A 25,351-nucleotide genomic window follows, 5' to 3' on the forward strand; every position below is an offset into this window, starting at 1 on the left:
GCAAGCTCGACCCGCATGTTTCATGCGGCAGACCGATTCTGGGTGACCTCGGTCAATTCACGCCACGTCGAGAAGCGTACGGCAAGGTGTTTGCGATAAAGCGAGGCACGCAGCAGATGCCGCTTCAAGGCGAAGTGCTGACGACTGTTTTCGGCGCGGTTGTTCACGCGGGCAGCGGCCTTCACGAATACGTGCTTGACGTGGGCGAGTTCGGGAATATCGGCCATGGCTGCCGGGTAACTGCGCAATTGGTCGGTGACGATCTTTCGCGGTACCGGGCAGGTACGCAGCGCTCGCTGGAAGAACCGTTTGGCAGCAGCCTTGTCGCGCCGCTTCTGTAACAGCACATCAAGTTCGACACCGTGCTCGTCGACGGCGCGCCACAGCAGATAAGGTTCGCCGCGCAGGGTCACCGCCATTTCGTCGAGATGCCAGGTGCTGCCCGGCTTGCGCCGGGCAACCTTGACGCAACAGGCGAAGGCCGGACCGAACTTGTCGCACCAGCGGCGGATCGTCTCGTAGCTGACGATCACGCCGCGCTCGAACAGCAGTTCCTCAATGTCGCGTAGGCTCAACTGAAAGCGGAAATACCAGCACACCGCCTGGCTGATGATCGCTGCGGGGAATCGATGGCCGTGGTAAAGCGATTTCGGTTTCATCGCCCATCTTACGCGACCACAGCCGTCAACGTGACAGCGCCGCCCCGGCTGCTCCACTTATCCGACTGTCCGAATTTGCGCGGCCACCTCTCAACCCCGAAATCAGTCATCTTGTAGTGGTCTAATGAACCCGGACACTGATTTAGGCGAGAATGCTCGCCATGAAGAGGTGTCTAATGACCAAGCGACGTCGTACGTTTTCCCCGGAGTTCAAACAGCAAGCCGCGTGTCTGGTGCTCGACCAGGGCTATAGCCATATGGAGGCGAGTCGCTCGGTCGGCGTCGGCGAGACGGTACTGCGCCGCTGGGTGCACCAGCTTCAAATGGAGCGTCAGGGTGTCACGCCGCAGGGCAAGGCAATCACGCCGGATCAGCAACGCATTCAGGAACTCGAGGCGCGTATCGAACGCCTCGAGCGTGAGAAGGCCATTTTAAAAAAGGCTACCGCGCTCTTGATGTCGGAAGGCATAGAACGTACGAAGTAATTGATCAGATCTGCGCAGGCGAATCAGTCGAACTGATGTGCGCGGTATTCGACGTATCGCGGTCCTGTCTGTATGCGTACCGGGAGCGTGCCCAGCGCGTAGATGCCGAGCGTATGGCGTTGCGCCACCGGGTGCACGAACTGTTCGTCGAGAGTCGAAGCTCTGCTGGCAGCCGCAGCATCATGGGCATGATGCGCGAGGAAGGCACGGCGATTGGCCGCTTCAAGGTAAGTCGCTTGATGGAAGAGCTGGGGTTGATCTGCAAGCAGCCCGGCAGCCATGCGTACAAGCAAGCTACGGTCGAGCGGATCGATATTCCGAACCATCTCAACCGTCAGTTCGAGGTTGATGCGCCGAATCAGGTCTGGTGTGGCGACATCACGTATGTCTGGGCGCAAGGCCGTTGGCATTACCTGGCCGCCGTACTTGATTTGTTCACGCGCCGAGTCGTCGGCTGGGCGTTCTCGACACGCCCGGATGCCGATCTGGTCGTGCAGGCGCTGGACATGGCCTATGAGCAGCGTGGTCGGCCACAAGGGTTGCTATTCCACTCGGATCAGGGCGGTCAGTATGCGAGTCGGAAATTCCGTCAGCGCCTGTGGCGCTATCGGATACAGCAGAGCATGAGCCGTCGCGGAAACTGTTGGGACAATTCTCCGATGGAGAGGCTGTTCCGCAGCTTCAAGACAGAATGGCTGCCGTCAGTGGGTTACATGTCGGCGCAGGAAGCACACCGGGATATCAGCCACTACCTGATGCATCGGTACAACTGGATACGGCCGCATCAGTTCAATGACGGACTGGCGCCGGCTGTTGCGGAAGAAAAACTTAACGCAGTGTCCGGGGTTGGTTGACCACTACATCTAACACCTTAGTTGTTTAGTTATTCAACCTCGATTCCACACTTACCGCACACACCTTAGCCGCATAACAAGCAATCCAGATGGCGGCGCAAAGAGACGAGAACTTTAACCCAATTGCTGAATCCAACAGATCAAATCGCCAAACCCCGCCGCCTGGCTAACAGTGAATCGATTCCCTCATGCCGATCTGCGTAGGCTCGTTCCAGGCCTAGTGCGAGCTTCACTGCCGCACAATCCGGGGACGGATTTGAATGTATGCACCCAGTATTTTCTTTCACACTGTTCATCTATACAGCACTTTGGGTGGCAAACGAGGATAGACCTGATCAGTAGCCGCCACCTACCAAGACAACGGAGCGGCGAACGCCATGACTTCACGGCCCCATAAAGACGGCGACGTCTTGCTCGACGACGGCGTTTATTTCATCGAAAGTGATCCAAATATAGGCCTGAGCGGCATGGCCGGGTGCCTGATGCGCCGGTGCGATCGCGAATCGCCCAACGCTAACGCAGCCGAATGTGTCGGCACATACGCGTTGACGGAGGACAGTAAATGGCAGGTGTCCATTAGGTCATATTATGACCCTCGTATTCATTCGGATATGCGCGAGATCGGCGCCTTCGAGGAGCGACTGGATGCTATCTGTACGCTCTGGAAAAGTCGGCACAATGCAATCGGTAGGTATGCAAACTGAACTGTAAGCGGTTAGGTAATGACACCGCTCCTATGAATGGAGCTTCTTGGAGAGTCGCTGGCCGCCCCTCGGGAAACCATGTCGCTCGTAGAAGTGATGAGCAGCCCGTCGGTGGTCGCCGCTCGTCACTTCCAACTTTACATATCCGACCTGCCTAAACCAGTGTTCCGTAGCGTCAATCAGCGCGCTACCAACTCTGTTTCCCCGATATCGCTCGTCGACGACCATCCATTACCATTCCTTCCTTATTGCAATTTCTCGGCAACGATCGTGACGACTGAACTACAAAACCTACAGGCGCAGCTCCGCGAATTGAATATTCGACTCGCAGACGTGAAGAAGGACGAGAAGCAGGCGTTTTTGGCCGGCGTCCAGGAGCACGTTGCGCTCTACGGCATCACCGAAGAGGAACTACTGCGCGCGGCGGGCTTTCGGAATTCGCGCAAACCGCGGGCGCAAGCGAAATACTACGACCCCTCTTCGGGTAAGACATGGTGCGGATTCGGGCGGCGACCGAAATGGCTGGAAGGCAAAAATCTCGACGACTACCTGATCGAACGCGCGGCGAAACCGTGGTGGCCCGGAGAGAACGCCTAATGTCCCGTCCCCGCGACGATCTTGCGGGGACAATGTTCGGTGGTTCGCCGAACCTGGCGCCGACGCTGGGCCCATGCCCGAGACTTGCGGTACCCCGTCCTATGGAAACACTGATTAATAGGCGATTGCGCGAGGTGGTCGGCAACGTGGGCGGAGAATGGCCGGATACCAATGCGAAGCGCCGCCCATCCGGAGAAGTTTGACCCGAGCAAGCGTCGTATTTCTCGCATTTCTCACACGCATGACGGACTTCTCCGATGAACCGACCGCAGCCGGTCTCGCACGATCACCAAATTCGCCAAGGCGAACAGACTGAACAGGTGCGCCGTGTTCTTGGCCAGCCCCTTGTAGCGCACCTTGCGACGACGGAACAGATTCTTGACGACATGAAACGGATGCTCGACCCGCGCACGGATTTGCGCCTTGGTTCGCTCGAGCGCCCTCACCAGATCCTTCAGCGGACCGTCCTGCATCGCCTTGATCTTTCCGCGCTTGGCCACCACGTGCCACTTCACCGACTTGCTCTTCATTTCGTCGCGTTTGTCTACGCCGATGTATCCCGCATCGCCGAATGCTTCCTCTTCATGCCCGTGCAGCAGCGCATGGGCTTGCGAAACATCCGACACGTTGGCGGACGTGCCGACCACGCTATGAACCAGTCCCGAATCTGCATCAACGCCGATGTGCGCCTTCATGCCGAAGCGCCACGCGTTACCTTTCTTTGTCTGATGCATTTCGGGGTCGCGACTCTGCTCGGCGTTCTTGGTCGACGGCGGTGCTTCGATGATCGTCGCATCGACCGGTTCTGTCGCAATAAGGCTGTCTGGTAGAGTGACGAGACAAGAGCGAACGAGTCGAGAAATGGTCCCGAAGCTGAGTCCCGCGCTGGCAAAAGTGTTCAAGCGTCTGCATTATCCATTCGATGTGATGTTGTTGTGCGTGCGCTGGTACGTCGCTTACCCGTTGAGCCTTCGGCATCTTGAAGAGATGATGGCAGAACGCGGGCTGTCGGTTGACCACTCGACGGTCCATCGCTGGGCGATCAAAATGTTGCCACGTCTGGAGAAGACGTTTCGGCGCCGTAAGCGGCCGGTCGGCAGAAGTTGGAGAGTGGACGAAACCTACGTGAAGGTCGGCAAGGAATGGAAGTACCTGTACCGGGCCGTCGACAAGGCGGGCGACACCGTTGACTTCCTGTTGCGAGCCAAGCGGGACAAGGCTGCGGCCCGCTGCTACTTCGAGAAGGCGATCGATCAGAACGGCGCACCCGAGACGATAACGATCGACCAGAGCGGAGCCAACCTGGCCGCCCTGAAGGGCATTAACGCCGAGCGCGAGCAGCCGATCAAGATTCGTCAAGCGAAGTACCTGAACAATATTGTCGAGCAGGACCACCGTGTGATCAAACGTCGAACTCGCCCGATGATGGGCTTCAAGAATTTTCGGTGCGCGCGAATCGTGCTCGGCGGGATCGAGGTGATGCACATGATCCGAAAAGGTCAAATGAAGGCGATTCGTAAGAACCGGACAGCTGCCGAGCAATTCTATTCGTTAGCCTTCTGAGGATTCCTGATCATCATGGAGTCATCTGCCGACCATCGTCCTTATCGCGACAGAACCCCTCGGAGAGCCGTTGGAGCATGGCCAAGTCGATGGGCTCGCCAATCGCACCGTCGGGGTCGCCCTCAAATGCCAATCCGAACTTCGAAACGTTGAGCAGCTTCAACGCTAATCGCCGCCCGATTTTCATCTGTTTCTCTTCGAACGCAGTGTCTGCTCCCGGGCGCCCAAGCGCGGCCCAATAGCGAACGCCGTCCGAGCCGTATTGTTCGAGCAGGGCCTGCGGGGTGACTACGTTGCCCTTGGATTTCGACATTTTCTTCCGGTCCGGATCGAGGATCCAGCCGGACAGGCAGGCGTTCTTCCAAGGCACGCAGTCATGCTCGAAATGACTGCGCACAACGGTGGAGAAGAGCCAGGTCCGGATTATGTCGTGAGCCTGTGGGCGCATGTCCATCGGAAAGACCTTCGAGAACATTTCCGTGTCTTCTTCCCACCCACAGGCAATCTGCGGCGTCAGTGAACTAGTCGCCCAAGTGTCCATGACATCAGGATCACCGACGAATCCGCCAGGCTCCCCGCGCTGGGATGCGGCAAAGCCCGATGGGACGTCGGTCCGAGGATCGATAGGCAGCGAGGCCTCGTCAGGACATATCACGTCCCCATAGTCGATCTCGCCGGCCGCATCCACCCGATACCAAACAGGAATGGGCACACCAAACACACGCTGTCGACTGACGAGCCAGTCTCCATTCAGGCCACCTACCCAGTTTTCGTACCGCGAGCGCATGTACTCAGGCTGCCAAGTAAGCTCCGTTCCGCGCTTGAGCAGGCGATCGCGCAGGACGCCATCACGCCCGCCGTTCCGCACATACCACTGCCGGGTTGCAACAATTTCGAGCGGGCGATCTCCCTTCTCGAAATACTTGACGTAATGCTGGATGGGTCGGGGCTCGCCGATGAGGTCGTTCGTCTCACGCAGTGCGGCCACGAGGATCTTTCGCGCCTCGCCGACGTACTTCCCCGCGACGGCCACGTACCGAGAGCGAGCCGCCGGGCTCGTCAGCCACTCCGGAGTATCCGAGGCAAGCCGTCCATCCTTGCCGATGAGCGATCGGGTCGGCAGGTTAAGTTCGCGCCACCAGACGACGTCAGTCAAATCGCCGAAGGTGCAGACCATGACCGCGCCACTGCCCTTCGCCGGATCCACGAGATCGTGGGCTAGCACGGGCAACGGGACGTCAAATAGCGGCGAGCGCACCGTCGTGCCGATCCGTTCGGTGTAGCGCGCATCTTCCGGATGCACCAGAATAGCCACGCAGCTGGGAAGCAGCTCAGGTCGCGTCGTCTCGATTACAAGTGGATCCGTGCCGTCCGCGACGAAGCGCAGACTGTGAAACATGGACGAGGATTCACGATCCTCCAGCTCCGCTTGAGCCACCGCCGTCTGAAAAGTGATGTCCCAGAGGCAGGGGGCCAACTGCGTATACACCTCCCCGCGGTCGAAATTGCGCAAGAACATACGCTGGCTAACGCGCTGGGAACGCTCGTCGATGGTGGCGTAGGTCAAGCCCCAATCGACGGAAACCCCGAGCCTCTCCCAGAGTTGCCGGAATGCCTGCTCGTCTACGTGAGTCAGCTTGTGACACAACTCGACGAAATTTCGGCGATTGATCCGTACGAAATCGCTGCGCCTCTCCGCCGCCTTTCCCGGTGGAACGAATTGGGGTTCATACGGGAGATCCGGATCACTCAACACCCCGTAGAAATTCTCGACGCGCCGTTCGGTCGGCAATCCATTGTCGTCCCATCCCATCGGATAGAAGATCGTCTTCCCTCGCATTCGTTGGTAGCGGGCAATGATGTCCGTGTGTGTATAACTGAAGACGTGGCCGACGTGAAGTGAGCCGGAAACGGTCGGCGGAGGTGTATCAATCGAGAAAACGTCGGCGCGGTCGGCATGCCGGTCGAATGCGTAGACACGCTCCTGCTGCCACACCTCCGACCATTTCATTTCCAGCGATTCGAGCGCCAGCCTTTCCGGGAGGATGGGCTTGATTCGACGAACGAGATTGCGTCCGGAAATACCTCTTTTCTTTTGCGATGAATCGAGCATGGGATAGGGGCGAGTTAGTCAGCGATGAGATACGGCCGCCATGTATGTTTCGAAAAATGCAACACTGCGCTTGTGCGGTACTGATATTCGTCGCTGAGTGTCCGTGTAAGCACACCAATTCCGCGAAAACATCTTTCTATTAAGTTATCATAAAATCTTAGGATATCCACAAGTTTTGTGTATACGGACTTTGGGTCGCACTGGCGATAGCAAATGCAGCATAGGACGTTGATTTATAACGGAGCTAATCTCGGATCTGGTGTACGGCGGCAGGCGGGTAGTATGAGGAAGGCGGTGGCGGTTGGCTGAGAATGTTGCTTTCTCAGGGTAACAAACCAGCAACCGAGCTCCACCACCATGGCGAAACGTACGCAGGAAGAGAACAACAGTCAAGCAACAGAGACGGAACTCAAGGCGCTGCCGGGCCTGGACGATCTGATCCAACAAGGCGCGCGGCAAATCATCCAACAGGCGATCGAGGCGGAATTGGCGGCATTGCTCGAACGGTATTCGAACGTGAAGACGCTGGACGGCCGGCGTGCGGTCGTGCGTAACGGCTACCTGCCCAAGCGCGAGGTCGTCACGGCCATCGGCCCGGTGCCCGTTCAAGTGCCGAAGGTGCGCGATCGCTCGGGCTCGGGCGTGAAGTTCAATTCGAGCCTCGTGCCGCCGTATGTGCGCCGCTCGCCGCGGGTGTCGGCTGCGCTGCCGTGGCTCTATCTGCGCGGCGTCTCGACGGGCGACATGAGCGAGGCGTTGAGCGTGCTGGTGGGCGAAGATGCCAAGGGGCTCTCGCCGAACGTCGTGGTGCGGCTTAAGGCGCAATGGGCCGAGGAGTTTGAGCAGTGGAACAGGCGCGATCTGAAGCAAGCGCGCTGGGTCTATTGGTGGGCCGACGGCATTCATACCGGCGCGCGCAGTGAGGACAGCGACGGCCAATGCCTGCTGGTGATCATCGGCGTGAACCCCGACGGCAGCAAGGAGCGTGTAGCGATCGCCGACGGCTATGGGGAATCGAAGGCATCCTGGCGGGATCTGCTGCTTGATTTGAAGGCGCGTGGCTTGCAGACCGGCCCGTTGCTGGCAGCGGGTGACGGCGCGATGGGCTTGTGGGCCGCGCTCGAAGAAGTGTTCCCGCAGACCAGGCAGCAACGCTGCTGGTTCCACAAGATCGGCAACGTGCTCAACGCCTTGCCGAAGGCACAGCATGGCCGTGCGAAAACAGACCTGGCGCAAATCTGGAATGCCGCCACTCGTGCCGAGGCACTGGTTGCCTTCGAGCGATTCGTCGCGACGTATGGCGCCAAGTATCCGAAGGCCGTTGAGAAGCTCACGAAGGACCGCAATGAACCGCTCGCGTTCTACGACTTCCCGGCGGAACACTGGCAGCACCTGAGAACGACCAATCCGATCAAGTCGACGTTTGCCACCGTGCGCCATCGCACGAGCCGCGCCCGAAATTGCCTGTCGCGCGCAACGTTCCTCGGCATGGCATTCAAGCTCGTTGAGTCGGCCGAGCAGTCGTGGCGTCGCATTCGCGGCGCAGAAAGAATCGAACAGCTTCTGAAGGGCATTCCCTTCGAAGATGGCATCCCGGTGATCGAAAGCGCACCGGCTCAGCAACCGCTTGCCGCCTGATCATGCACGCGGTCGCGCGTACACCAGTCTTGACATTAACTCTTTATAACGTTGTATAGACTGCAATTCGCCGGTCGATCATGGCGGCGATAAGTAGTGACCTTCGAGCTGCGGAAAACTCGGCTCTCGATGATTAGAGCGTACACGTGGCAGATATCGCGCGAGTGTAGAAATATGACTCAATCGAACTGGAGTTCAACAGGAAAACCAGAGTGTGCGAGAGATTCCGGATTCATGCATGGACAGCTGGCACTAGCGTGCGCGCCGATGGCGCATCTAGGCCTAATTGTTCATGGGAGCACGGCCCACACGAGCGCCCACCTAATCTGTTCCAATGGCGGGAGAGAACAATCAGCATAGACGTTATGCAAAATCCGTCATTCCTTCGCAGCGGCGCGCTCCGAATGAACACCGTACCACGTCTTGTCAACGAGCTGCGATACGATTGGTTTCGAGCGATGTTTGGAAACGCGCCGGGCCACGCGTGGTCAGCGTCGACCTCAAGCCTTGTCGTACGTTTTGCATGTCTCGCTAACAGGTCGGCGTACGTGTGCCCAGTTGACTCGTTCGTCCCGAGAACGAAGGTCGACGCGTCCGCGCTACGACTGCACCTCACACGGCACTTCTGTATGCTACATGGCAGCAATGATCCGAAGCGGGTGCAGCCTTGAGCGCGCCGGCGGCAGGTGCGTTTCGCGCGCTTTACGGCTTCAACTATCGTGTGTGGGCGATCGGCTCGCTGGTGTCGAACATCGGCACATGGATTCAGCAGATTGCGCAGGACTGGCTAGTTCTAACTCAGCTCACCCATCACGACGCATCAGCCGTCGGCACGGTGATGGCACTGCAGTACGGACCACAGCTCCTGCTGTTGCCGTGGACCGGCTACTCTGCCGATCGCTTCGATCAACGCAAGCTGCTGATGGTAACTCAAACGTTGATGGGCGCTACGGCACTGGTGCTCGGCACATTGACTGTGATTGGCGTCGTGCAGCTCTGGCATGTGTACCTGTTCGCATTCCTCTTCGGCTGCGTATCGACATTCGATGGACCGGTACGGCAGACCTTTGTAGCAGAGCTAGTCGGTGACCGCGAACTCGCAAATGCGGTCGCGCTCAATTCGGCGTCGTTTAATGCGGCGCGGATGATTGGCCCTGCAGCTGCGGGGCTTGTGATCGCATCGGTCGGCCCTGGTTGGGCGTTCCTCGCCAATGGGCTCAGCTTCATCGCGGTACTCGTGTCGCTGATAATGCTACGAACCAACGATCTGCGGGCAAACACACGCGCGAATCGCTCTACGGGCGGCATGCTCAACGGGGTTCGCTACGTGTCGCATCGAGCTGATCTGATGGCGATGTTTCTGATGTTGTTCCTGATTGGCACCTTCGGCCTCAATTTCCAGTTGTTCATTTCGACGATGGCAGTCAGCGTGTTCCATGTTGACGCTCGCGGCTTCGGAATGCTGTCATCGATGCTGGCGATCGGCACGATTTCCGGCGCCCTACTCGCTGCGCGACGCGAACAGCCCCACTTCCGGCATCTATGGATCGGCGCCGCGCTTCTCGGGCTCAGCTGGACGCTTGCCGCGCTGGCGCTGAGCTTCTGGCTTTTCGGTGCTGCACTCGTGCTTACCGGGATCGCCGCGATCACCTTCATGAACTCCACCAACACCCTCATGCAACTGTCATCCGAGCCGGAGATGCGGGGCCGCGTGATGGCGCTGCGCCTCGCGGTCGCGAGCGGCGGCATACCGTTCGGTGCGCCGATCGTAGGCTGGACCGCAAACCATCTTGGACCGCGCTGGGCACTCGTTGTCGGTGCGGCATCATGCTTTGCTGCGGCGGCGGTCGGCTTTGTCACGTTAGCGAGGCGCTCGGCTAAGATACGGTGATGAAGAAGACGAAATCGCTTTATCACGGCCACCGGTTCCCGGCGTCGGTCATCAGCCATGCGGTCCGATGGTATTTCCGGTTCCAGCTCAGCCTGCGCGACATCGAGGAACTGCTGTTCGAGCGCGGCGTGATCGTCAGCTACGAGACGATCCGCCGCTGGTGCGACAAGTTCGCTCCGGCCTTCGCCTGTCGCGTCAAGGCTGCCCGGCGCAAGCCGGGCAGCACCTGGCATCTCGACGAAATGGCGGTGACCCTGCGCGGCGAACCTTATCTGCTGTGGCGCGCCGTCGACGAGCATGGTGTCGAACTTGATGTGCTGTTACAGAAGCGGCGCGACAAGGCTGCTGCCAAACGGTTCTTCCAGCGAGTGCTGCGTGCCTGCCCGGTACCGCGAAAGATCGTCACAGACCAATTGCGCACTTACCCGGCGGCCATGGCCGATATTCCCGAACTCGCCCACGTCAAGCACGTGTTCGTGAAGGCCGCCGCCCGCGTGAACAACCGCGCCGAAAACAGTCATCAGCCGACCCGCGAACGCGAGCGACGCATGCGGGGATTTCGCGACCCGACACGCACTCAGGCTTTCCTCGAGAGCTTCGGGCTGATCCGTCAGCACTTCGCCCTGAAGCGGCATCTGCTGCGTGCCTCGCTTTATCGCAAACACCTTGCCGTACACTTCTCGACGTGGTGTGAATTGACCGAGGTCACCCAGAATCGGTCTGCCGCATGAAACATGCGGGTCGAGCTTGCGCCCGTTGTGAACATACTCCGCTAACGTGACAGCGCCGTGCCGACCGGTCACACCTTGTTGCACATCGACTCGTGTTTCACCGCCACTCCGCGTTCAAGCAACAGCTCATCACTGTCGCGCAGGCTCTGGTTAAAGTGGTAGTACAAGCGAGCCGCGCAGCTGATAACCGCGGCGGTAAAACGGCAACCGTGAAACGTCGAGACCGATTTCTTCATCGCACAACGCTAACCAGCACCGCCTTCAGCTCAAATGCATAGGCGAGAGCTGCCGCTATGGCCGTCGCAGCAGCCCTCTGGGTCTCGCGAGGGTAGATTCCCATTGCGAAGCAAGCCAGGCAATGGGCACCCTATTGAAACTTGCCGGCATCGTAGCAGGGCACGCACGGCATTCGACGGCGTTTAACGATAGTTCATCTTCTGCAGACTGCATGTTCGGTGCCGATTGATCACCGGCGCAGATCACTCTTCTACTCGTCAAAGCACGGCGAGCCGCGCATTCGCCTCGGCCAGCCGAAACGCGTGCGGATCGAATGGCTCGCCGAGCCACTCGAGCAGCTCGCGTTTGTCATCGGTCATACGGCCCGCGAGCGTGCGCAGCAACTGCGCATAACCGGCCGGTCCGCCGCAGTCCTCGGGGGACACGCCCCGGCGCCGGCGACGCAGCGCGGATAGCGCGTGCCCAGGGCCGCCGGCCCGATCGCCTCGACCGTGACCGTATGCCGCCAGTCGTCATCGAGATCGTACGTGTAGGTCAACGCGGTACTGATCGCGGCCGCCTCCTCGAGCCGTACGTCGGCGGCGCCAGCGGCACCGTCAGCCAGCGGATTGAGCGCCCCACCCTGCCCCGCACAGCCGAACCCATAGCGATGCCGGTGGTGCCAACCCATCGCCGCTTGGATCACGTCGTGCAGCTCGGCCAACGAAATGTCAGCCCGCACCTCGAGGCGACGCCAGACTTCCGGCACCACCTCCTGCAGACTGACCCGCAGCCGCATCACACGTGTGGCAGGCGCCGCCTCCACGGCATCGCTCGCGGCCGCATCAGGACCACAGGACCCACCCGGAAACGGAATCACGTTGCCGGCGGGCACCCGATAGGTCCAGGTCCGGTCGGTGCCGACCCACTGCGCATCGATCTCGGCCACACAATTATGCAGATGCGCTTCGTCGCGAATCTCATCGAACAGATCGTCGAGCTCGGCATCGAGTGCCGCCGCGTCTTCGTGCAGCACCTTGAGCGCGTATACGCCAGGCGCGAGGCGTTCGGCTGCGTGATCGGCCAGAATGCCGCGCTCGAGCGCACGGATCGTGCGCGCGCGACCGCGCCCGGCCGGCGCCACGTTCTCCACGCGCAGCGTGAACTTGATCGGTGCAGCGCGCATCCCGGCCACCTGGTCATCATCGCGCCCAAGGAAGTCGTCACCCTGTTCGTCGCCGATCTGCGGCGGGCGACTCACGCGCGGCGGCACCGATTCGGCGGGCAGCGCCCGCGCCTGCTGCTGGTAATAGTCGAGCGCCGCCTCGAGCACACGCTGCTGCTGCGCCTTCACGTAGATCGACGTGGTGGCCAGCGACGCGTGGCCGAGAATCTGCTGCACCACATCGATCGGCACACCGCGCGCGGTCGCATCGGTGCCGAACGTATGGCGCAGCGCGTGCGCACTGGTCTTCTGCAGCTGCGCGGCGTCCCACAGCGACAACGCGCCCCAGCGCTGCAGCTCAACCTCCAGGCGCTTGAGCGCAGTCCGTACCAAGCGCCCGAGCGCATCGGGGGCATAGGCGGCCGGCTGCTCGTCGTGCCGCCCTTGAGCCGCTGCGGTGCCAGGAATCACCAACGGCGCGATCAGCGGCGGATCGTTGGCCGCCGCAGCGCTCGCATCACCGCCTTCCCACGCGAGCCCGCGGTCGGCCCAATGTGCGCGCAGCGCGTCGAGCGTAGCGGGGCTGACCGGCACCGTGCGCACCTTGCTGCGCTTGCCGACAAGCGTGAGCGTCCACACCGATTGCCCCTTGATGCCGTCGATACGCTTGACGCCGCTGCGCCGTGCACGCGCCGCTTCGGCGCGGCGCAGGCCCGAATCGACCATCAGGCCGATCGCCGCGCGCGCGATCCGCCATTGCGCAGCCGTCTCTGTCGGCAGGGCGCAGTGCGAATCGAGTGCGTCGCGCAAGGTGCGCAGCAGATCAGCAGACAACGCCCGATCAACCTGCAGCGACCACTCGCGCGTGAGCGTGGCCGGCAGCGTCACGGCGCTAAACGGATTGCCGGCAAGGTAGCGGACCTTGACCAGCCAGTCGAATGCCATACGCAGCGTGCGTATGGCATAGGCCTGACTGTCGGCCGACAGCGAACCGGTGAACGGGCGCCAGCGGCCGCTCGCGCGAGGTCGCTTGGGCCCGCAGAAGTCGGCGCTGGGCTGCGCCAGAAAATCCTTGTACGCGTCGCAGTCCTCGACGCGCAGCGAAGAGACGGCCACGCCCCGTACCTTCAGCGCCCACAGCACGAAACGCTCAATCTCGCGCGTATAGGCGCGCAGCGTCGCGGGCCGGTCGCGATAGCGCGCGAGCCACGCGTGCAGGGCCGCCAGGTCGTGCTCGGCGCGAATGAACGGGAACCCGACCGCGCGATTGGCGCCGCCCGCGCCGGACAGCTCGGCCGGCGCGGCCAGCCGCTCGAGCGGCGCCAGCGCACTCGTACCCGGCCCGACCACGATCGCGCGATCGGATGCGGGCGTGAGTGGCGTCGCATCGATGTCAGCATCCACGCGCGCGCCAAGCGTCACCTCGTGCTGGCGCAGCCAGGCCACCAGCGTTGCGGCGCGCAGCGGACCGATGCGGGGAATCGAGCGCCACCAGCTGCCGCCGTGCCGGTTGCAGTACGCGACCAACTCGCCGAGCGTCGCAATCCCCTCCCCGACCAGGCGCTGCGCGACGAGTGGCCGGAACCACAGCGCGGGGGCGTGATCAGCCGCGGGCGCCGCCGCGGCGAGCTTGGCCGCGTCCTCGACCATGCGCAGCGTCAAGGCGGTGAGCTTCGCCTCGCCGTGCTGCCTCATCGACGTGCGCAGGTGGTCGGCCAGCGCCGCGGAACCGTTCAGCAGCGCCAGGCGCACCAACTCGTCGCGCATCGTGGTCAGATGCCGCTCGACCGCGTCGGCCTCGGGCAGCACCGCGCTGTCTTCGACGTCATAGAAGCGCCGCGCGATAGTCGCCGCGGGGATGCCCTGGATACGGGCGCGCAACGCCGCGAAGTCGGTACGGGTGTAAGTAGCCGGCGGCGGCACCGTGACCGCTTGCGGGCAATTAGCCATCCGTCGACTCTCCTGTGTGCGGGCCGATTACGCGGTAGCCGTGGCGCTCGAGCAGCGTGATCGCATCACGAATCTGCGCGTGTTCGAGCGCACGCTCGCGCTCGCGTTGTTCAGCGGCCTCAAGCGCGGCCTTTTTGGCCGCCCGCGCGAGGCGCCGTTGCACGGCGGTCCAGGTATCGGGCGCGAGCCGATAGCCGCGAGCGCCGCCGGAGGTCACGTCGGGCAGGATCAGGCCATCGCGCACGCCGGCCTGCAGCTGATCCTGCAGGCGCGCGAGCTCGAGTGGACTGCGCGCGTCGCTGTAGCACTGCGCGAGCGTGAACACGGCGGCGCCGAAGCGCTGGCCGAGGGTGTCGAGCAAGGTCCGCGGCGCGGTGATGCGCACGGGCAGACGAGCGGAACGGTACAGGGCCATGGCGGGCGAGTGTTAAAGGAAAGTGTCCCCAAATACGTAAATCGCAAACAGCCTATTCTAGCAATTAAACAACGGGCTGCTAATGTGAATTAGCAGACAATGGCTCATCCTAAAAAAACGGACCACCCGAAGGTGGCCCAAATAAGGTGCTGCCGTCGGTCGTCATAACGGCAGCACGCTCCACCATTCACTATAGCCGGGCAGCATCCAGAGCATCCTTTAGCCTGCGGATCAGCAAAATCACCAGCAGCTTACGCCCCAGAGACGCCTCCGTCGTCGGCCGTCGCATGCCCGCGAAACGCGTTTGCAGGTAAAGCCATCTCGCAGCATACGTATGCGCGACACGCGCAAAGTGCGGGGACAGGTTTCGCGACCGCACAACAAGTTCGGCGACCTCTCGAGCTCTGGCCTCATCCACACTGGATGCAAAAGCCATTTCGGCCATGACGCAAGACTTGTCCATTACGCCCCTCCTGCATGGATTGGTTGGCCTGAAACCGCACGGTTGAATAAAAAAATGTCCTGACACTCCTCGTCAGGACATTCAACTGGCGCATACGAGGAAGACACGCCAGAAGGCCATCACTATTTTAGCCCTGGGGTTTAGGGGCTGTAACGTTAAAGATCGACAAATTTGAAGACTGCTGTTAACACGGCTTCGAGGACTTTTGGTGGGTCAATACGTTATCCGATAAGCATAGTTATCAGATGTGACACTTTTTCTTCTCTGCCCTGCTCTGCGATGCGCCGGCAGGGGCATGAAAAAAACCGGCCGGAACGGGGTTCGCGTGTCGCGGGGTTTTGCTGTTATGCCGGTGGATAATGATCGGAATGGCCCGCGTGCCAGAGGCAACGCACAATGAATGTGCGTCGATAGGTCAGTTTGGATAAAAAAGACCCGGCCGAAACCGGGTCCAAGACGGAGTTATCTACGAGGTTATGGGCGCAACTTCCCCGGCCACGCCCAGCTACACTCTAGCCGCTTCCTTGCGCAGAGGGTGTCAAGAATCGTCAGACTTTAGTTTCTTGGCAATGCCGCCAAGAGGAGTTATCGGCATTGACAGCGTGCACAAAAAAACCCGGCCGCAGCCGGGTTCGTCATCGCTCAGGACCGCATGATCAGGTACACGGCCAGGAGCGGCAGGTTCGCCGCGGCGATCGCCGCCAGCGGGTGATAGAGCCCGTAGGTGCCCGGCCAGAGGACCGACAGCCCCCGGTCGACGGTCGCCAGCGCGATCAGCAGCGCCCCGGCCGCCAGGCCCCGCCCCACCCGCCTTGCTTGAACTGCATCTCTGTCAGCTTCATCGTCGTGGTCCGTTTGGTTTGTGTGGCCAATGCGCTGTCGCGCGGGGGCCGCTTGGTGCCCGCTACAGGTGCCGATCGGCGTCCATCCGTTGGTGCAGCACGCGAATCACGTCCAGAGTCTCGGCTGTCTCTCGATAAAACACCACGTGCGAGCCGACTAGATAGCGCCAGTAACCTTCGCCGGCGCGACTCGGCCGCCCGACCCACTCGCGGCGCGCCAGCCGCTCGAACGCCATGACCAGATCACCCACATAGCGCTCGGCCTGCTCGAGCGACCAGCGGTCAAACGTGTAGATCCAGATGTCCTCCAGGTCGGCCTCGGCCAGCGGCGTGAGCCGCACCGTGCGCGCCTTAACTGGCATGTTTGACCCGCATCCGGGCCAGGAACGCCTGGCTGTCAAACGCGGCCGGCGCGCCCGACGCCTCGCCGGCCTTCAACGCTTCCTGCAGGGCGCGTAACTCCGTTTCCTGCGTCTCGAGCAGGCGCAGTCCCGCCCGTACCACGTCGCTGGCCGAACCGTAGCGGCCGGACGCGACCTGGCTATCCACAAACTGGGTCAGGTGATCGCCCAGCGAGATCGATGTATTGCGCGCCATCATGCACCTCCTTGATCGTGAGGTCATGATATACCAAATTTTGGTACTCCTGGATCGCAAATCGACCGACGAATGTATGGCCGAGTTCGAGAGGTGGGACGGCCTGATCACTCGATTAGGCGCGGGCGCCGATTTAAGCGAGACAACCCTTCTGGAGAAGAGATCTCTACATTTGACGTTTGTCGAGCGCCTTGTGCACAAGCCGAACCGGCGAAGAAGCTGGGCGGCCCGCTCGATTACAGCCACATGCCACTGCCCGCGGTCAATCGAGAGATATTCTCGGAACAGCAGTTGCCCCCCATGAAAAGCTGGGACTAATTCATCCTGCCGGCGGCAGCGCTTCGCTCCAACCGAGGTCGCGCACGACCGGCTTTCGTCACGCTGCAGCCGCGCCTACCGACAGTCTAGGTCGCGCGGCGCCGTTGGCGGGGAGGTGCCCCTGCTGTTCGCAGAAGACCGCGGCGTGATCGACATAATGCGCGAGGAGCACTGGCCGCAGCGAAGGGGGCCGGCCTTGGATCGGTTGGTCTCGCGCATCCGACGAGGATGCGACGCGGCAGATGTCGCTCGCTCAACGCAACGGCCCCTGGCGCCTGTCGAGCGACGCTCGGCCGTCGAGAACATATGGAGGAGGCAAGCTCGGTTGGTCGGTTCTTCAAACAGCTGAACTTGACTCTCAGCACGATGACGACCAGTACCGCCGAATTTCCCGCACGCATCAAAGAGATATCATTGGAATGATGCTCTGGAAGACTTCCTCGTGAACGTGACATCGCTCTTTGCCCCGACGGTCCCGGATGGCGAGAGGGGGGCGGGGCCGTCGAAAGAGATCAATCGGCTTGCAGTTGCGACCGAGCTTGTTCGCAACGAGACGGTCATGCTTCTCCTTCTGCCTGCTTCTACGGCACGGCGCAGCCGCTCCAAGGTCCGATTCCGCCCATAGTTGATGGGGCGGGCGACGTAGAGATGCATGATAAGAGTGCACGTAGCCATTTTGCGGTCAACACGATGTGAGTTGCGTATGCATAGATCGTATTCGCTGAGCATTTAGCGGCGACGTGATCGCACATCTGCGGGTGGCGTGGCCGTGCCTGTTGTAGGCACACGACCATTGAATACCAGCACGGCATGCAAAAGTGACCGAACGCTCGCGGCGACCAGCGTCGCATTTGTTCGACGGTCCCTGTGTGCGGCCAGCAGAGCTGGGTGTCCCTAATAGGGACACCTCTTCGAGTTCGCACGTGGCGACTGCGACGCCTATGGTTGTCGCCTTCCCGTGTCCCTAGTGGGGACACTTTCCAGCGAACAAAAAGCCCGCGCGAGGCGGGCTTGACGTGCTACGGGAACGATTCACTCGTTCGTCGCGAACAGTTGCGCAATCAAGGCCCGGATTTTGTCTTCCTTCTCTGCGCTGAGCATTCCCGCTTTGATCTTCACGGTGAAGCCCCCCGCGTCCTTCGTAATCGACCCCGCTTGGTTCTTCCCGGCGAAAATCTTCTCGATATTCCGATCGCTCAGGCTCCCGGCCTTGCCGCCCCCCTCGATAGCGTGCTTGATCGTCTTCGCAAGCTTGGTTTGATCGAGGTCGCCGGCAACTACCTGGGACCACAACTCTTCGGCAATTTCCAATGCCCGTTTTTCGCGATTGCGCAACACGGAAGCGACTTGCTCCGCCGCGTGCGCGCCAAGCAGTCGAGGTTGGATATCCAAGTCCTTAACGACGAATTCGGGCAAATCAGCGAAGGCCAAATAGCGGTAGAGCTCCGATCGTGAGATGCCAAGTGCCTCAGCCATGCGCTTGCGGTTCGGAAACTCTTTTTCCGTTTCTCGGATCGAACGAGAAACCTCGTAATCCGTAAGGCCGTCGCGCACGACGTTCTCGACCAAGGCCAGCATCGCCATGTCTTGGTCCGAGAGATCAACAACCACGACTTTGATCGTGTCCTTCCCTATCATTTTGTGCGCACGCCAACGGCGCTCGCCGGCGACAATCTGGTAGCCGGATGCCGCTCGACGTACCACGATCGGTTGGATTAGCCCAGATTCTCGAATGGATTCTGCAAGTTCGGTCAGCTTCGCTTCGTTGAATACGCGTCTCGGTTGCCACGGGTTCGGGACAATTTCCGCGGTCGGCAACTCGGACGATCCGTTGCCTTTCTCGAGTTCCAGTACGCGTTTCTGTACAGTAGCGAGGGCAGCGGCCATACCCGGCGCCGTGCGCGGTGACGTTGGCTTATCCCGTTGCTGCTCGAGCGGAATGTCTTTCGCGGGACGTAGGTCCGCGGTCTTGCTCATCATGCGTTCACGCAAGCTGCTCATGCTTCAGCCCTCCATTGCGCCACGTATTGGTCATCAATCCACTTGCAGTAATCCATCAATGGCTGCTTCACTCGTGCCAAGGTTTTGGCAACGCCGTCAGAGCGCGACAAGTCAAATACTGTCGAGAACGCAAGCGCACCATTACTCATCACGGAGCTCGCGGGAATTTCCGTCGTTGCGAGCCAATCGCCGTACGCGCGCTGTGCCCACGACCGGACCACCGGTGCCGAAGAAGTGGTGCCGTAATCGACTTTCGAAAGCAACACCGATATGAAATCGTAGGTCTTGTCCACTTCGTGCTCGACGAAACCTGCCGCAACCTCGGAGAAAAGCGACCAGAAGGACACCGACGAAATGAAGTCAAGACTCTCAGGGACCAACGGCATCACCATCGCGTCCGCTGCCATCAGGCCGTTGAGTGTCATATACGACAGCGACGGCGCGGTGTCGAGAATGATGTAGTCGTAATGCGCGCGCAGCGGTTCAATACCCCGACGCAACACCGACCAGAATTCGTACTCGGGGTCTTCCTTCTGCGCTGTCGGCAAATGGAACTCAGCGTCATGCAGATAGTTGTGGGACGGGATCACGTCGAGGCCGTCCCAATACGTGGTCTGGACCTTCGCGCCCAAGCCGCCTTCGATCGCGGGATCGTAAATGAACGGGAGCACGGTGTCCTCCCATGTCACATCCTTCTCGGCATAGAGCCCACAGAGCTCCGATAAGGACGCTTGCGGATCCAGATCGATAACCAGGACGCGTCTGCCACGCAGGCTCAAGCCTTGAGCGATACACATCGTGGTTGTCGTCTTACACGACCCCCCTTTGAAGTTGGCCGTAATCAACACGCGGCCGCGGTGGTGGCCTTGGCCCGTCACTAGCGCTGTCTGATGGACGTTGGATACCTGCTGCACCCAGGTGCGCGCCTCCGCAAGCGTGAAGATTCGAGACCGCCCCGTGCCGTGGGCTTCACCCGGCGGCAGACTGCCGCCTTCCTTTGTTGCGAGGTAATTAATCTTCTGACGATCAATGCCGCACATGTCGGTCAATTCACCGATCGTAAAGACAGGCGCAGTCTTACGCGGTCGCGGAGCTAAGATCTGATCGCGGAGCTCGTCAGTCATGACGGACAGTCGCTTAGCGAATTCTCCGAGTTGGGAGAGTTTCACGTGCCGCTCGACAGCCGGCAACTCGCTCATTTTCATTGGACGGTTCCTCTTAGATTCAACGGTGAGGCGCTTTTTCCACGCCTGCCACACATTTCCACGGTTTTAATTATTCAGGCGACGAACCGTAGAATACCTGCCTCATCCGGGAATAGCTACTTCAATCGCGTGGGGATCCGCATTTCGACGTTTACGTACCACATATCCAGGCGAATCAAGGTCTAAGCCAACACAGGCCAGTAGATCACGGCAATCACCTATATCAAAGGTGAGGTGAAATGTGATGGTCGTCAGGGCTCGATTTCTTTTCAATCCGCCGGCCCTTCACAAATTGCCTCACCTTGTAAGCTCCAATTGCGAGGTGGTTTCCGGCAGCGTGCACATTTCACCTCACCGTTGAAGGATCGTGACAACGGGTTGGAGGCGCTAGGTCACGGGCCAACACGGCCTCCCGTCAAAATGCTGAGCCTCGTAAGCACAGCGCGTCGCGTACTTGCGACACAGCTATCGTACAAGCTCCTGGTGGTTCGTTTTTTAAAAGATAAAACCCACAAACCACAAACAGGCCCATAATAGCCTTTTAAAATCAAGAGGTTATTGGCGTAAGGTGAGGAACTTTGTGTCAAAGGCGCTGTGGATTGAGCAGCAAGGTGAGCGATTTTCCCCCGAGAGGTGAGGAAAAATGGCATCGAAGGTGAGGTCTTTTGGCGGAGAGGTGATATGAATGGGCCGAAAGGTGAGGTGATCTGTGCGCATTGCGGGTGGAAGGTGAGGTGATCTGTGTTGACAGTTCACCTTGAGGTCGGTACCTTACGGACCAATATGACAATCCATAACGCGAGCGGAGGTCGCATGGCGGAAATAGGGCACATGGCAACGTCCCGCCAGCTAGCGCTCGCCCTGTTCGATGATGCCCAAGCCGAAGGGCTGGCCGTAGAGAACGCCCGTTCCGACATCGGGTTTTCGCGTAATAACGTACTCATTCGAATTGTTGACTTAGGTGTGGCCGCGCGACGCCTGATCGACGCGGCCTATTTCATTGTCGCCTGCGATGATCGTCCGCGTGACCTCTATGACGTTGAGCTGGACTACTTCAAATGGCTCATGCGTTACTCGAGCCGGAACAACACACACCTGGAGCAGGTGATCACCGAAGCGCAAAAGGCGCTGATTCAGGCGACTGCCGCCGTCGACGAGGACGGCGAACGTCCTTTCGGGTCTACACAGTTGATTGGCCGCATCTCTTACCAGGGGGGGCGTTTCCAGTTCCGCGTGCCGCCCGACCTGATCGGAATCATCCGTGGGCCCGGCAAGTCACATTGGTTGAGCTTACGCATCACGTCGTTGTTCACGCTCTCATATGCGCGCGTGATGTACGACAACCTCCTGCCGTTCGCTGACGAAGGGATGACCGACTGGATCCCGCTAGACGAGTTGCGGGGATGGCAGGGTGAGATGGGCGCCAACGCCCAAGTGTTTAAGTATTTCAAGCGCGACTGGCTCGAACCAGCCGTGCAGCAGATCAATGAGGTCTCTGACCTTGCGATCACGTACGAGACGCGCACCTTGCAGGGCTCGCGCAAGATCGGCAGTCTGCGGTTCCGAATCACCCGTAAGGATCTGGCCGAACGCGTGCTGCACACGCACGAGCATGCCCAGGCGATCTACCAAACCCTGAAGCAGGAGTTCGGCCTTTCCACCACGCAGTTCAACCAGATCGCGGGCGACCGTGACACTTACACCGATGAACGCTTGCAACAGGCGATCGACCGGACTCGGTTCAGTCTGAGGATCGGGAAGGTAACGAAGAGCCCGGCCGGATTCTTCATGAAGGCGCTCAAAGAAGGGTGGGTCGTCTCCGATGCTGAGCGAGAAATGGTGCAAATTCAGCAGACCCTCGTGCTACGCGAGAAGCAAGATGCCGAGGCCAAATTTCAGGTCCAAACGCGCATGGCGTTGCACACCGCTGCTCAGGACGTCACTGCCCAGGAACGCATGGGGGACGAGGTGCGCCAAGGGTGGGAAGCGTATGAAGCCGCGTCGCCTGAGCAGCGCGATGCTTGGCGTCGTCAATACAGGCGAACGCCTGCTGCGAAGCTGACGCTGCGTCGGTTGAGTATCGATCCGATGGCCGATCTGACTGCCGCGATTTTCGAAATGCATCCGGCACTAAAGAACGCCTTCGCCGGTTACGTGTTTACGCAAACAAAGTCCCTAAGAGCCAAGGTCTTCTAAGGCTTGGCGTCGAACCTTGTGGTCAGGGTTCTTTGTTTGTAGACATAGGACGTGTCGGATCCGAGGGTGTTTGATGGAGAGTAGTATCGCATTGATCGTTAGTTGCGTTTAAGTCAGTATCGGGCAACAAAACGCTCAAGGAATGTCTGTCATCACCGCCATCGAGCTGCTCGCTCCAGTCGGCGAGCTTGCTCGCGATCAGTTGAATTACCTCTCGAAGTTCTCGTTCTTTTCGTGCGGGAAATGGCGATTCGCGATAAAAATGGGACAAAAATAGGGGCGGCCGCGGCGGTCCGCGATTCTCCGCAGACCTCAGCCGCTGGCCCGTCGCAGGAACGACTCCGCTTCCCGGTACTGCCGACCGAGTTCAGCCGTCGCATAGATCGATGTGGTATCGAGTGAGTCGTGACCGGCGAAATTTCGCGCGCTCTCAAGACTCATGCCATTGGCCAGCGCATGCGACACGAACGTATGGCGCAGCCAGTGCGGGCTGGCTGCGCTGAAAGCCCGCGCGTGCGGTGAATCCTCGCGCAGCGCGGCGGCAGTGGCCATCGCGAAAAACTGCCTAACCGCCTTATAAAGTTGAATCGGATGGATCGGTCCGGTTTGCCGCGCGCGCGCGGCAAGCTCAGGCGCCGGATCGGTTTTGCTGGCCTTCGCCGCGCGCCGGATTTTGCCGATCTCGGCATTCGACAGCAGCGCTGGGATCAACGGCGTGGCGGCCGGGCAGGCGAGGGGATCGCGCGGCAGGCCGCGCGATTCCAGATAGTCGCCCATCAAGTCGAGCACCGCCGGCACCAACGGTACGAAGCGTTCCTTCGCGCGCTTGCCGACCACGCGCAGCAACCGGATGGTCCCCAGCTCGGGGCCCGCGTAGCGTTCTTGCACGTCGTCCGTGAATGCGCCACATAACTCGGCGCGCCGTAGCCCGGTGCTGTACGCAAAGCTCAGCACGAAGCGCATGCGTGTCGCGGCGGCCGTGTCCGGCATCGCGTCGAGCACGCGCATCGCGAAGCGCCAGGCGTCGGCGGTCAAACCGCGCTCGATCTGCAGACGCGATTTCGCGGCCACGCGCCGCTCGTTGCCGGCGGCGTCGTGCGTCGACCCGGTGAAGACGCGAACCTTCGCGAACGCGTTGTGATCCAGGTACTGTGCGTCGACCAGCTCGCCAAAGAACTTCTTCAGGGCGGACAGCGCATCCTGCCGGCTTTTGACCGACAGCGGCCCACGGAACGGCCGCCAGCCTAGATCGCCGCGATGCGCGGTGCCCGTCATGACCCATTGGCTCGCCGGCTGCGGATCGACCAGGAAACCGTTGATGTAGTCGCGCGCATCATCGGTGTCGAGGCTCGACAGCGCCTTGCGTTTCACGAAGATCGCCCAGAGCAGCAGGCGCTCCGCTTCGGTGCGGTAGCGCTGACGCGTATGCGGGTTCTCGTAGTCGGCGAGCCAGAAATCGATCGCCTCGCGGTCGTTGTTGGCGCGGCTGTTGTTCTTGACCAGATTGCGGTGTGCGCCGTGCGAGCCGTCCAGCTCGGGCGGCAGCAAGAAGCGCTCGAGCGGCACGATCGCGGTGACGGGGCCGGCGACCGCGAGCCGTGGCGCCGGCAGGGTGGATTCGGACGGGTGGGTTTGCACGCCGGCGGCCAACTGCAGGCCCGCGACGTCGCCGTAGTGCCCCAGCCACGCGGTGATGCGGCGCGCGCCGACTTCGCCCAGACGCGGCACGCGCCGGTACCAGCGATAGCCGAGCGCGTTGATCGTCTCCACCAGCTTGCCGATCGTGGTGAGGCCGACGTCGGCCAGACGCAGCGCGACGGCGGTATCGAACCAGCCGAGCACGTGGTGTTCGGGGCGCGGATCCTCGACCACCAGGCGCGCGAGCGCCTCGAGCGCCGCCATCTGCCGCGCGCGCAGGCGGGCGTTGCGCTGCTGTCGACGCAAGGTCGCGCCGGCGTCAGTGTCCGCGCCGGCATGCCGGGCGGCGAACAGGTCGAGCAGTTCCTTCTCGGTATAGAAACCGTCCGGATCGTGCTCGGCGGCAAAGTCCTCCAGCGACGGAATGGCCCGCACCGGGGCATTGGTCGCCGGCGCCGCGGCGAGGGCGGCCGGCCGGATCGCGAGCAGACGCGCGGTCGCGAAGTCCTGGCGCTTGCGGGCCGCGGCGACGAAGGCGGTGACCAGCCAGGTGCGGGTCGCCGTAGCCTTGCGCGCGTCGCGGCCGAATTCGAGGTACTGGTCGGCCAGCTCGGCGAGGTCCAGTCCTTCCAGATAGCCCCGGAAGAAGGCGAGGTGCTGCAGGCCGATGCGGCGCGTGGCGGCGGCTTCGCGACGGGCTGCGCGCGAGCGCGACTTGCGGCGCGCGGCCGGCGTGGTCGCGCGCCGCGGCGCCGCTGGCAGCTCGCGGAACTCGACATCGAGCACGTCTGGATCGTCGGCGGTCGTCATGGGCGGTTGCGAGGGAATACGGAAACTGTGTTGTTTGATACGCGTCCTGCGGCGCAGCGGCGTCCGCTCGCCTTTGACTTCGTCGGAGGCGGACGGACGGCGAGGGCACCACCGCATCCCGGGTGGTCGTCGACCGGCCGGCGAGCCTTGCCGGACAAGCGCGTGCGCCAGGTTCGCTCAGAAAAGGGGCGAATTGGCCAATAAAGTAAAGGGTAACATAGTAAGGACTATGTTACCCTTCATTTCGGGACATCGAGCGAACGCCTCAGGCTCGTGGGGCTCACACGACCAAAGTTATGT

General features: G+C 60.9%; 18 protein-coding genes and 4 pseudogenes. 8 read left to right on the forward strand and 14 right to left on the reverse strand.

Annotated elements, in window-relative coordinates; genetic code table 11:
* Positions 1 to 20: 20 nt before the first annotated feature.
* Positions 21 to 659: an IS6 family transposase gene (locus VXM69_RS31770; protein ID WP_367190336.1), complete on the reverse strand. Its 639-nt coding sequence runs from the start codon at positions 657 to 659 to the stop codon at positions 21 to 23.
* Between the two features lie 176 nt (positions 660 to 835).
* On the opposite strand from VXM69_RS31770, the gene VXM69_RS31775 reads away from it, so the two are divergent.
* Together VXM69_RS31775 and VXM69_RS31780 are read left to right on the forward strand one after the other, a co-directional pair.
* Positions 836 to 1,998, forward strand: a protein-coding gene (locus VXM69_RS31775; RefSeq protein ID WP_175907396.1) for an IS3 family transposase whose coding sequence is annotated in 2 segments (ribosomal slippage) — positions 836 to 1,091 and positions 1,091 to 1,998 — 1,164 coding nt in all. Because the reading frame shifts where the segments join, the coding sequence is not laid out codon by codon here.
* Between the two features lie 377 nt (positions 1,999 to 2,375).
* On the forward strand, positions 2,376 to 2,702 hold the full coding sequence (locus VXM69_RS31780; RefSeq protein WP_367190337.1) for a hypothetical protein: 327 nt from the start codon (positions 2,376 to 2,378) through the stop codon (positions 2,700 to 2,702).
* Positions 2,703 to 2,732: 30 nt separating this feature from the next.
* On the opposite strand, the gene VXM69_RS31785 is transcribed toward VXM69_RS31780, so the two are convergent.
* Complete coding sequence (locus VXM69_RS31785; RefSeq protein ID WP_367190338.1) at positions 2,733 to 2,930, reverse strand: GNAT family N-acetyltransferase; 198 nt, start codon at positions 2,928 to 2,930, stop codon at positions 2,733 to 2,735.
* Between the two features lie 42 nt (positions 2,931 to 2,972).
* Between VXM69_RS31785 and VXM69_RS31790 the strand changes: the two genes are divergently transcribed.
* Entirely contained in the window at positions 2,973 to 3,299 is a 327-nt protein-coding gene (locus tag VXM69_RS31790) for an H-NS family nucleoid-associated regulatory protein (RefSeq protein ID WP_367190339.1), read from the forward strand.
* A gap of 233 nt (positions 3,300 to 3,532) precedes the next feature.
* Here VXM69_RS31790 and VXM69_RS31795 read toward each other — a convergent pair.
* Positions 3,533 to 4,099 (reverse strand): annotated as a pseudogene (locus VXM69_RS31795) (IS5 family transposase); the annotation flags it as partial.
* A 61-nt stretch (positions 4,100 to 4,160) separates the two neighbouring features.
* Here VXM69_RS31795 and VXM69_RS31800 point away from each other — a divergent pair.
* Positions 4,161 to 4,862, forward strand: a complete 702-nt coding sequence (locus tag VXM69_RS31800) for an IS6 family transposase (RefSeq protein ID WP_367190340.1) — start codon at positions 4,161 to 4,163, stop codon at positions 4,860 to 4,862.
* A 61-nt stretch (positions 4,863 to 4,923) separates the two neighbouring features.
* Here the strand turns inward: VXM69_RS31800 and valS are convergent.
* Positions 4,924 to 6,975 (reverse strand): annotated as a pseudogene (valS, locus tag VXM69_RS31805) (valine--tRNA ligase); the annotation flags it as partial.
* Positions 6,976 to 7,332: 357 nt separating this feature from the next.
* Here valS and VXM69_RS31810 point away from each other — a divergent pair.
* From VXM69_RS31810 to VXM69_RS31820, 3 genes are all read left to right on the forward strand, one after another.
* Positions 7,333 to 8,613 carry an IS256 family transposase gene (locus VXM69_RS31810; protein WP_367190341.1) on the forward strand — a complete coding sequence of 427 codons (1,281 nt, stop codon included), beginning with the start codon at positions 7,333 to 7,335 and terminating at the stop codon, positions 8,611 to 8,613.
* Positions 8,614 to 9,280: 667 nt separating this feature from the next.
* The gene (locus VXM69_RS31815) at positions 9,281 to 10,504 is read left to right on the forward strand and encodes an MFS transporter (protein WP_367190342.1); all 1,224 of its coding nucleotides are present in this window, start codon (positions 9,281 to 9,283) and stop codon (positions 10,502 to 10,504) included.
* Positions 10,504 to 11,235 (forward strand): IS6 family transposase, encoded by a 732-nt coding sequence (locus VXM69_RS31820; RefSeq protein WP_367190343.1) that lies wholly within the window; start codon positions 10,504 to 10,506, stop codon positions 11,233 to 11,235. Before VXM69_RS31815 ends, VXM69_RS31820 begins: the two co-directional genes overlap by 1 nt.
* A gap of 68 nt (positions 11,236 to 11,303) precedes the next feature.
* Here VXM69_RS31820 and VXM69_RS31825 read toward each other — a convergent pair whose 3' ends face one another.
* From VXM69_RS31825 to VXM69_RS31865, 9 genes and pseudogenes are all read right to left on the reverse strand, one after another.
* Positions 11,304 to 11,471, reverse strand: a complete 168-nt coding sequence (locus VXM69_RS31825; RefSeq protein ID WP_367190344.1) for a hypothetical protein — start codon at positions 11,469 to 11,471, stop codon at positions 11,304 to 11,306.
* A gap of 258 nt (positions 11,472 to 11,729) precedes the next feature.
* Positions 11,730 to 12,250 (reverse strand): annotated as a pseudogene (locus VXM69_RS31830) (plasmid pRiA4b ORF-3 family protein).
* A gap of 549 nt (positions 12,251 to 12,799) precedes the next feature.
* Positions 12,800 to 14,566 (reverse strand): annotated as a pseudogene (locus tag VXM69_RS31835) (phage integrase family protein); the annotation flags it as partial.
* On the reverse strand, positions 14,559 to 14,981 hold the full coding sequence (locus VXM69_RS31840; RefSeq protein ID WP_367190345.1) for a hypothetical protein: 423 nt from the start codon (positions 14,979 to 14,981) through the stop codon (positions 14,559 to 14,561). The pseudogene VXM69_RS31835 and the gene VXM69_RS31840, both read right to left, overlap by 8 nt.
* 1,105 nt (positions 14,982 to 16,086) lie before the next feature.
* Entirely contained in the window at positions 16,087 to 16,251 is a 165-nt protein-coding gene (locus tag VXM69_RS31845; protein WP_175905998.1) for a hypothetical protein, read from the reverse strand.
* Between the two features lie 97 nt (positions 16,252 to 16,348).
* On the reverse strand, positions 16,349 to 16,648 hold the full coding sequence (locus tag VXM69_RS31850) for a type II toxin-antitoxin system RelE/ParE family toxin (protein ID WP_175905999.1): 300 nt from the start codon (positions 16,646 to 16,648) through the stop codon (positions 16,349 to 16,351).
* Positions 16,638 to 16,883 (reverse strand): type II toxin-antitoxin system ParD family antitoxin, encoded by a 246-nt coding sequence (locus tag VXM69_RS31855; protein WP_059585853.1) that lies wholly within the window; start codon positions 16,881 to 16,883, stop codon positions 16,638 to 16,640. Before VXM69_RS31855 ends, VXM69_RS31850 begins: the two co-directional genes overlap by 11 nt.
* Before the next feature lie 1,350 nt (positions 16,884 to 18,233).
* Positions 18,234 to 19,202: a ParB/RepB/Spo0J family partition protein gene (locus tag VXM69_RS31860; RefSeq protein WP_175906000.1), complete on the reverse strand. Its 969-nt coding sequence runs from the start codon at positions 19,200 to 19,202 to the stop codon at positions 18,234 to 18,236.
* Positions 19,199 to 20,407 (reverse strand): ParA family protein, encoded by a 1,209-nt coding sequence (locus tag VXM69_RS31865; RefSeq protein WP_175906001.1) that lies wholly within the window; start codon positions 20,405 to 20,407, stop codon positions 19,199 to 19,201. Before VXM69_RS31865 ends, VXM69_RS31860 begins: the two co-directional genes overlap by 4 nt.
* Before the next feature lie 813 nt (positions 20,408 to 21,220).
* Here VXM69_RS31865 and VXM69_RS31870 point away from each other — a divergent pair.
* Entirely contained in the window at positions 21,221 to 22,603 is a 1,383-nt protein-coding gene (locus tag VXM69_RS31870; RefSeq protein ID WP_175906002.1) for a replication initiation protein, read from the forward strand.
* A 312-nt stretch (positions 22,604 to 22,915) separates the two neighbouring features.
* Here VXM69_RS31870 and VXM69_RS31875 read toward each other — a convergent pair whose 3' ends face one another.
* Positions 22,916 to 25,051, reverse strand: a complete 2,136-nt coding sequence (locus tag VXM69_RS31875) for a phage integrase family protein (protein WP_367190346.1) — start codon at positions 25,049 to 25,051, stop codon at positions 22,916 to 22,918.
* Positions 25,052 to 25,351 lie beyond the last annotated feature (300 nt).

It is taken from the genome of Burkholderia sp. Ed8, from assembly GCF_040761425.1.
Lineage (GTDB): Bacteria > Pseudomonadota > Gammaproteobacteria > Burkholderiales > Burkholderiaceae > Burkholderia > Burkholderia seminalis.

Bases quoted from the DNA above. Each gene is read 5' to 3' on its own strand.
- VXM69_RS31770 (WP_367190336.1), bottom strand. From the start codon at position 659: ATGAAACCGAAATCGCTTTACCACGGCCATCGATTCCCCGCAGCGATC.
- VXM69_RS31780 (WP_367190337.1), top strand. From the start codon at position 2,376: ATGACTTCACGGCCCCATAAAGACGGCGACGTCTTGCTCGACGACGGC.
- VXM69_RS31785 (WP_367190338.1), bottom strand. From the start codon at position 2,930: ATGGTCGTCGACGAGCGATATCGGGGAAACAGAGTTGGTAGCGCGCTG.
- VXM69_RS31800 (WP_367190340.1), top strand. From the start codon at position 4,161: ATGGTCCCGAAGCTGAGTCCCGCGCTGGCAAAAGTGTTCAAGCGTCTG.
- VXM69_RS31810 (WP_367190341.1), top strand. From the start codon at position 7,333: ATGGCGAAACGTACGCAGGAAGAGAACAACAGTCAAGCAACAGAGACG.
- VXM69_RS31820 (WP_367190343.1), top strand. From the start codon at position 10,504: ATGAAGAAGACGAAATCGCTTTATCACGGCCACCGGTTCCCGGCGTCG.
- VXM69_RS31825 (WP_367190344.1), bottom strand. From the start codon at position 11,471: ATGAAGAAATCGGTCTCGACGTTTCACGGTTGCCGTTTTACCGCCGCG.
- VXM69_RS31840 (WP_367190345.1), bottom strand. From the start codon at position 14,981: ATGGCCCTGTACCGTTCCGCTCGTCTGCCCGTGCGCATCACCGCGCCG.
- VXM69_RS31850 (WP_175905999.1), bottom strand. From the start codon at position 16,648: ATGCCAGTTAAGGCGCGCACGGTGCGGCTCACGCCGCTGGCCGAGGCC.
- VXM69_RS31855 (WP_059585853.1), bottom strand. From the start codon at position 16,883: ATGGCGCGCAATACATCGATCTCGCTGGGCGATCACCTGACCCAGTTT.
- VXM69_RS31860 (WP_175906000.1), bottom strand. From the start codon at position 19,202: ATGAGCAGCTTGCGTGAACGCATGATGAGCAAGACCGCGGACCTACGT.
- VXM69_RS31865 (WP_175906001.1), bottom strand. From the start codon at position 20,407: ATGAAAATGAGCGAGTTGCCGGCTGTCGAGCGGCACGTGAAACTCTCC.
- VXM69_RS31870 (WP_175906002.1), top strand. From the start codon at position 21,221: ATGGCGGAAATAGGGCACATGGCAACGTCCCGCCAGCTAGCGCTCGCC.
- VXM69_RS31875 (WP_367190346.1), bottom strand. From the start codon at position 25,051: ATGACGACCGCCGACGATCCAGACGTGCTCGATGTCGAGTTCCGCGAG.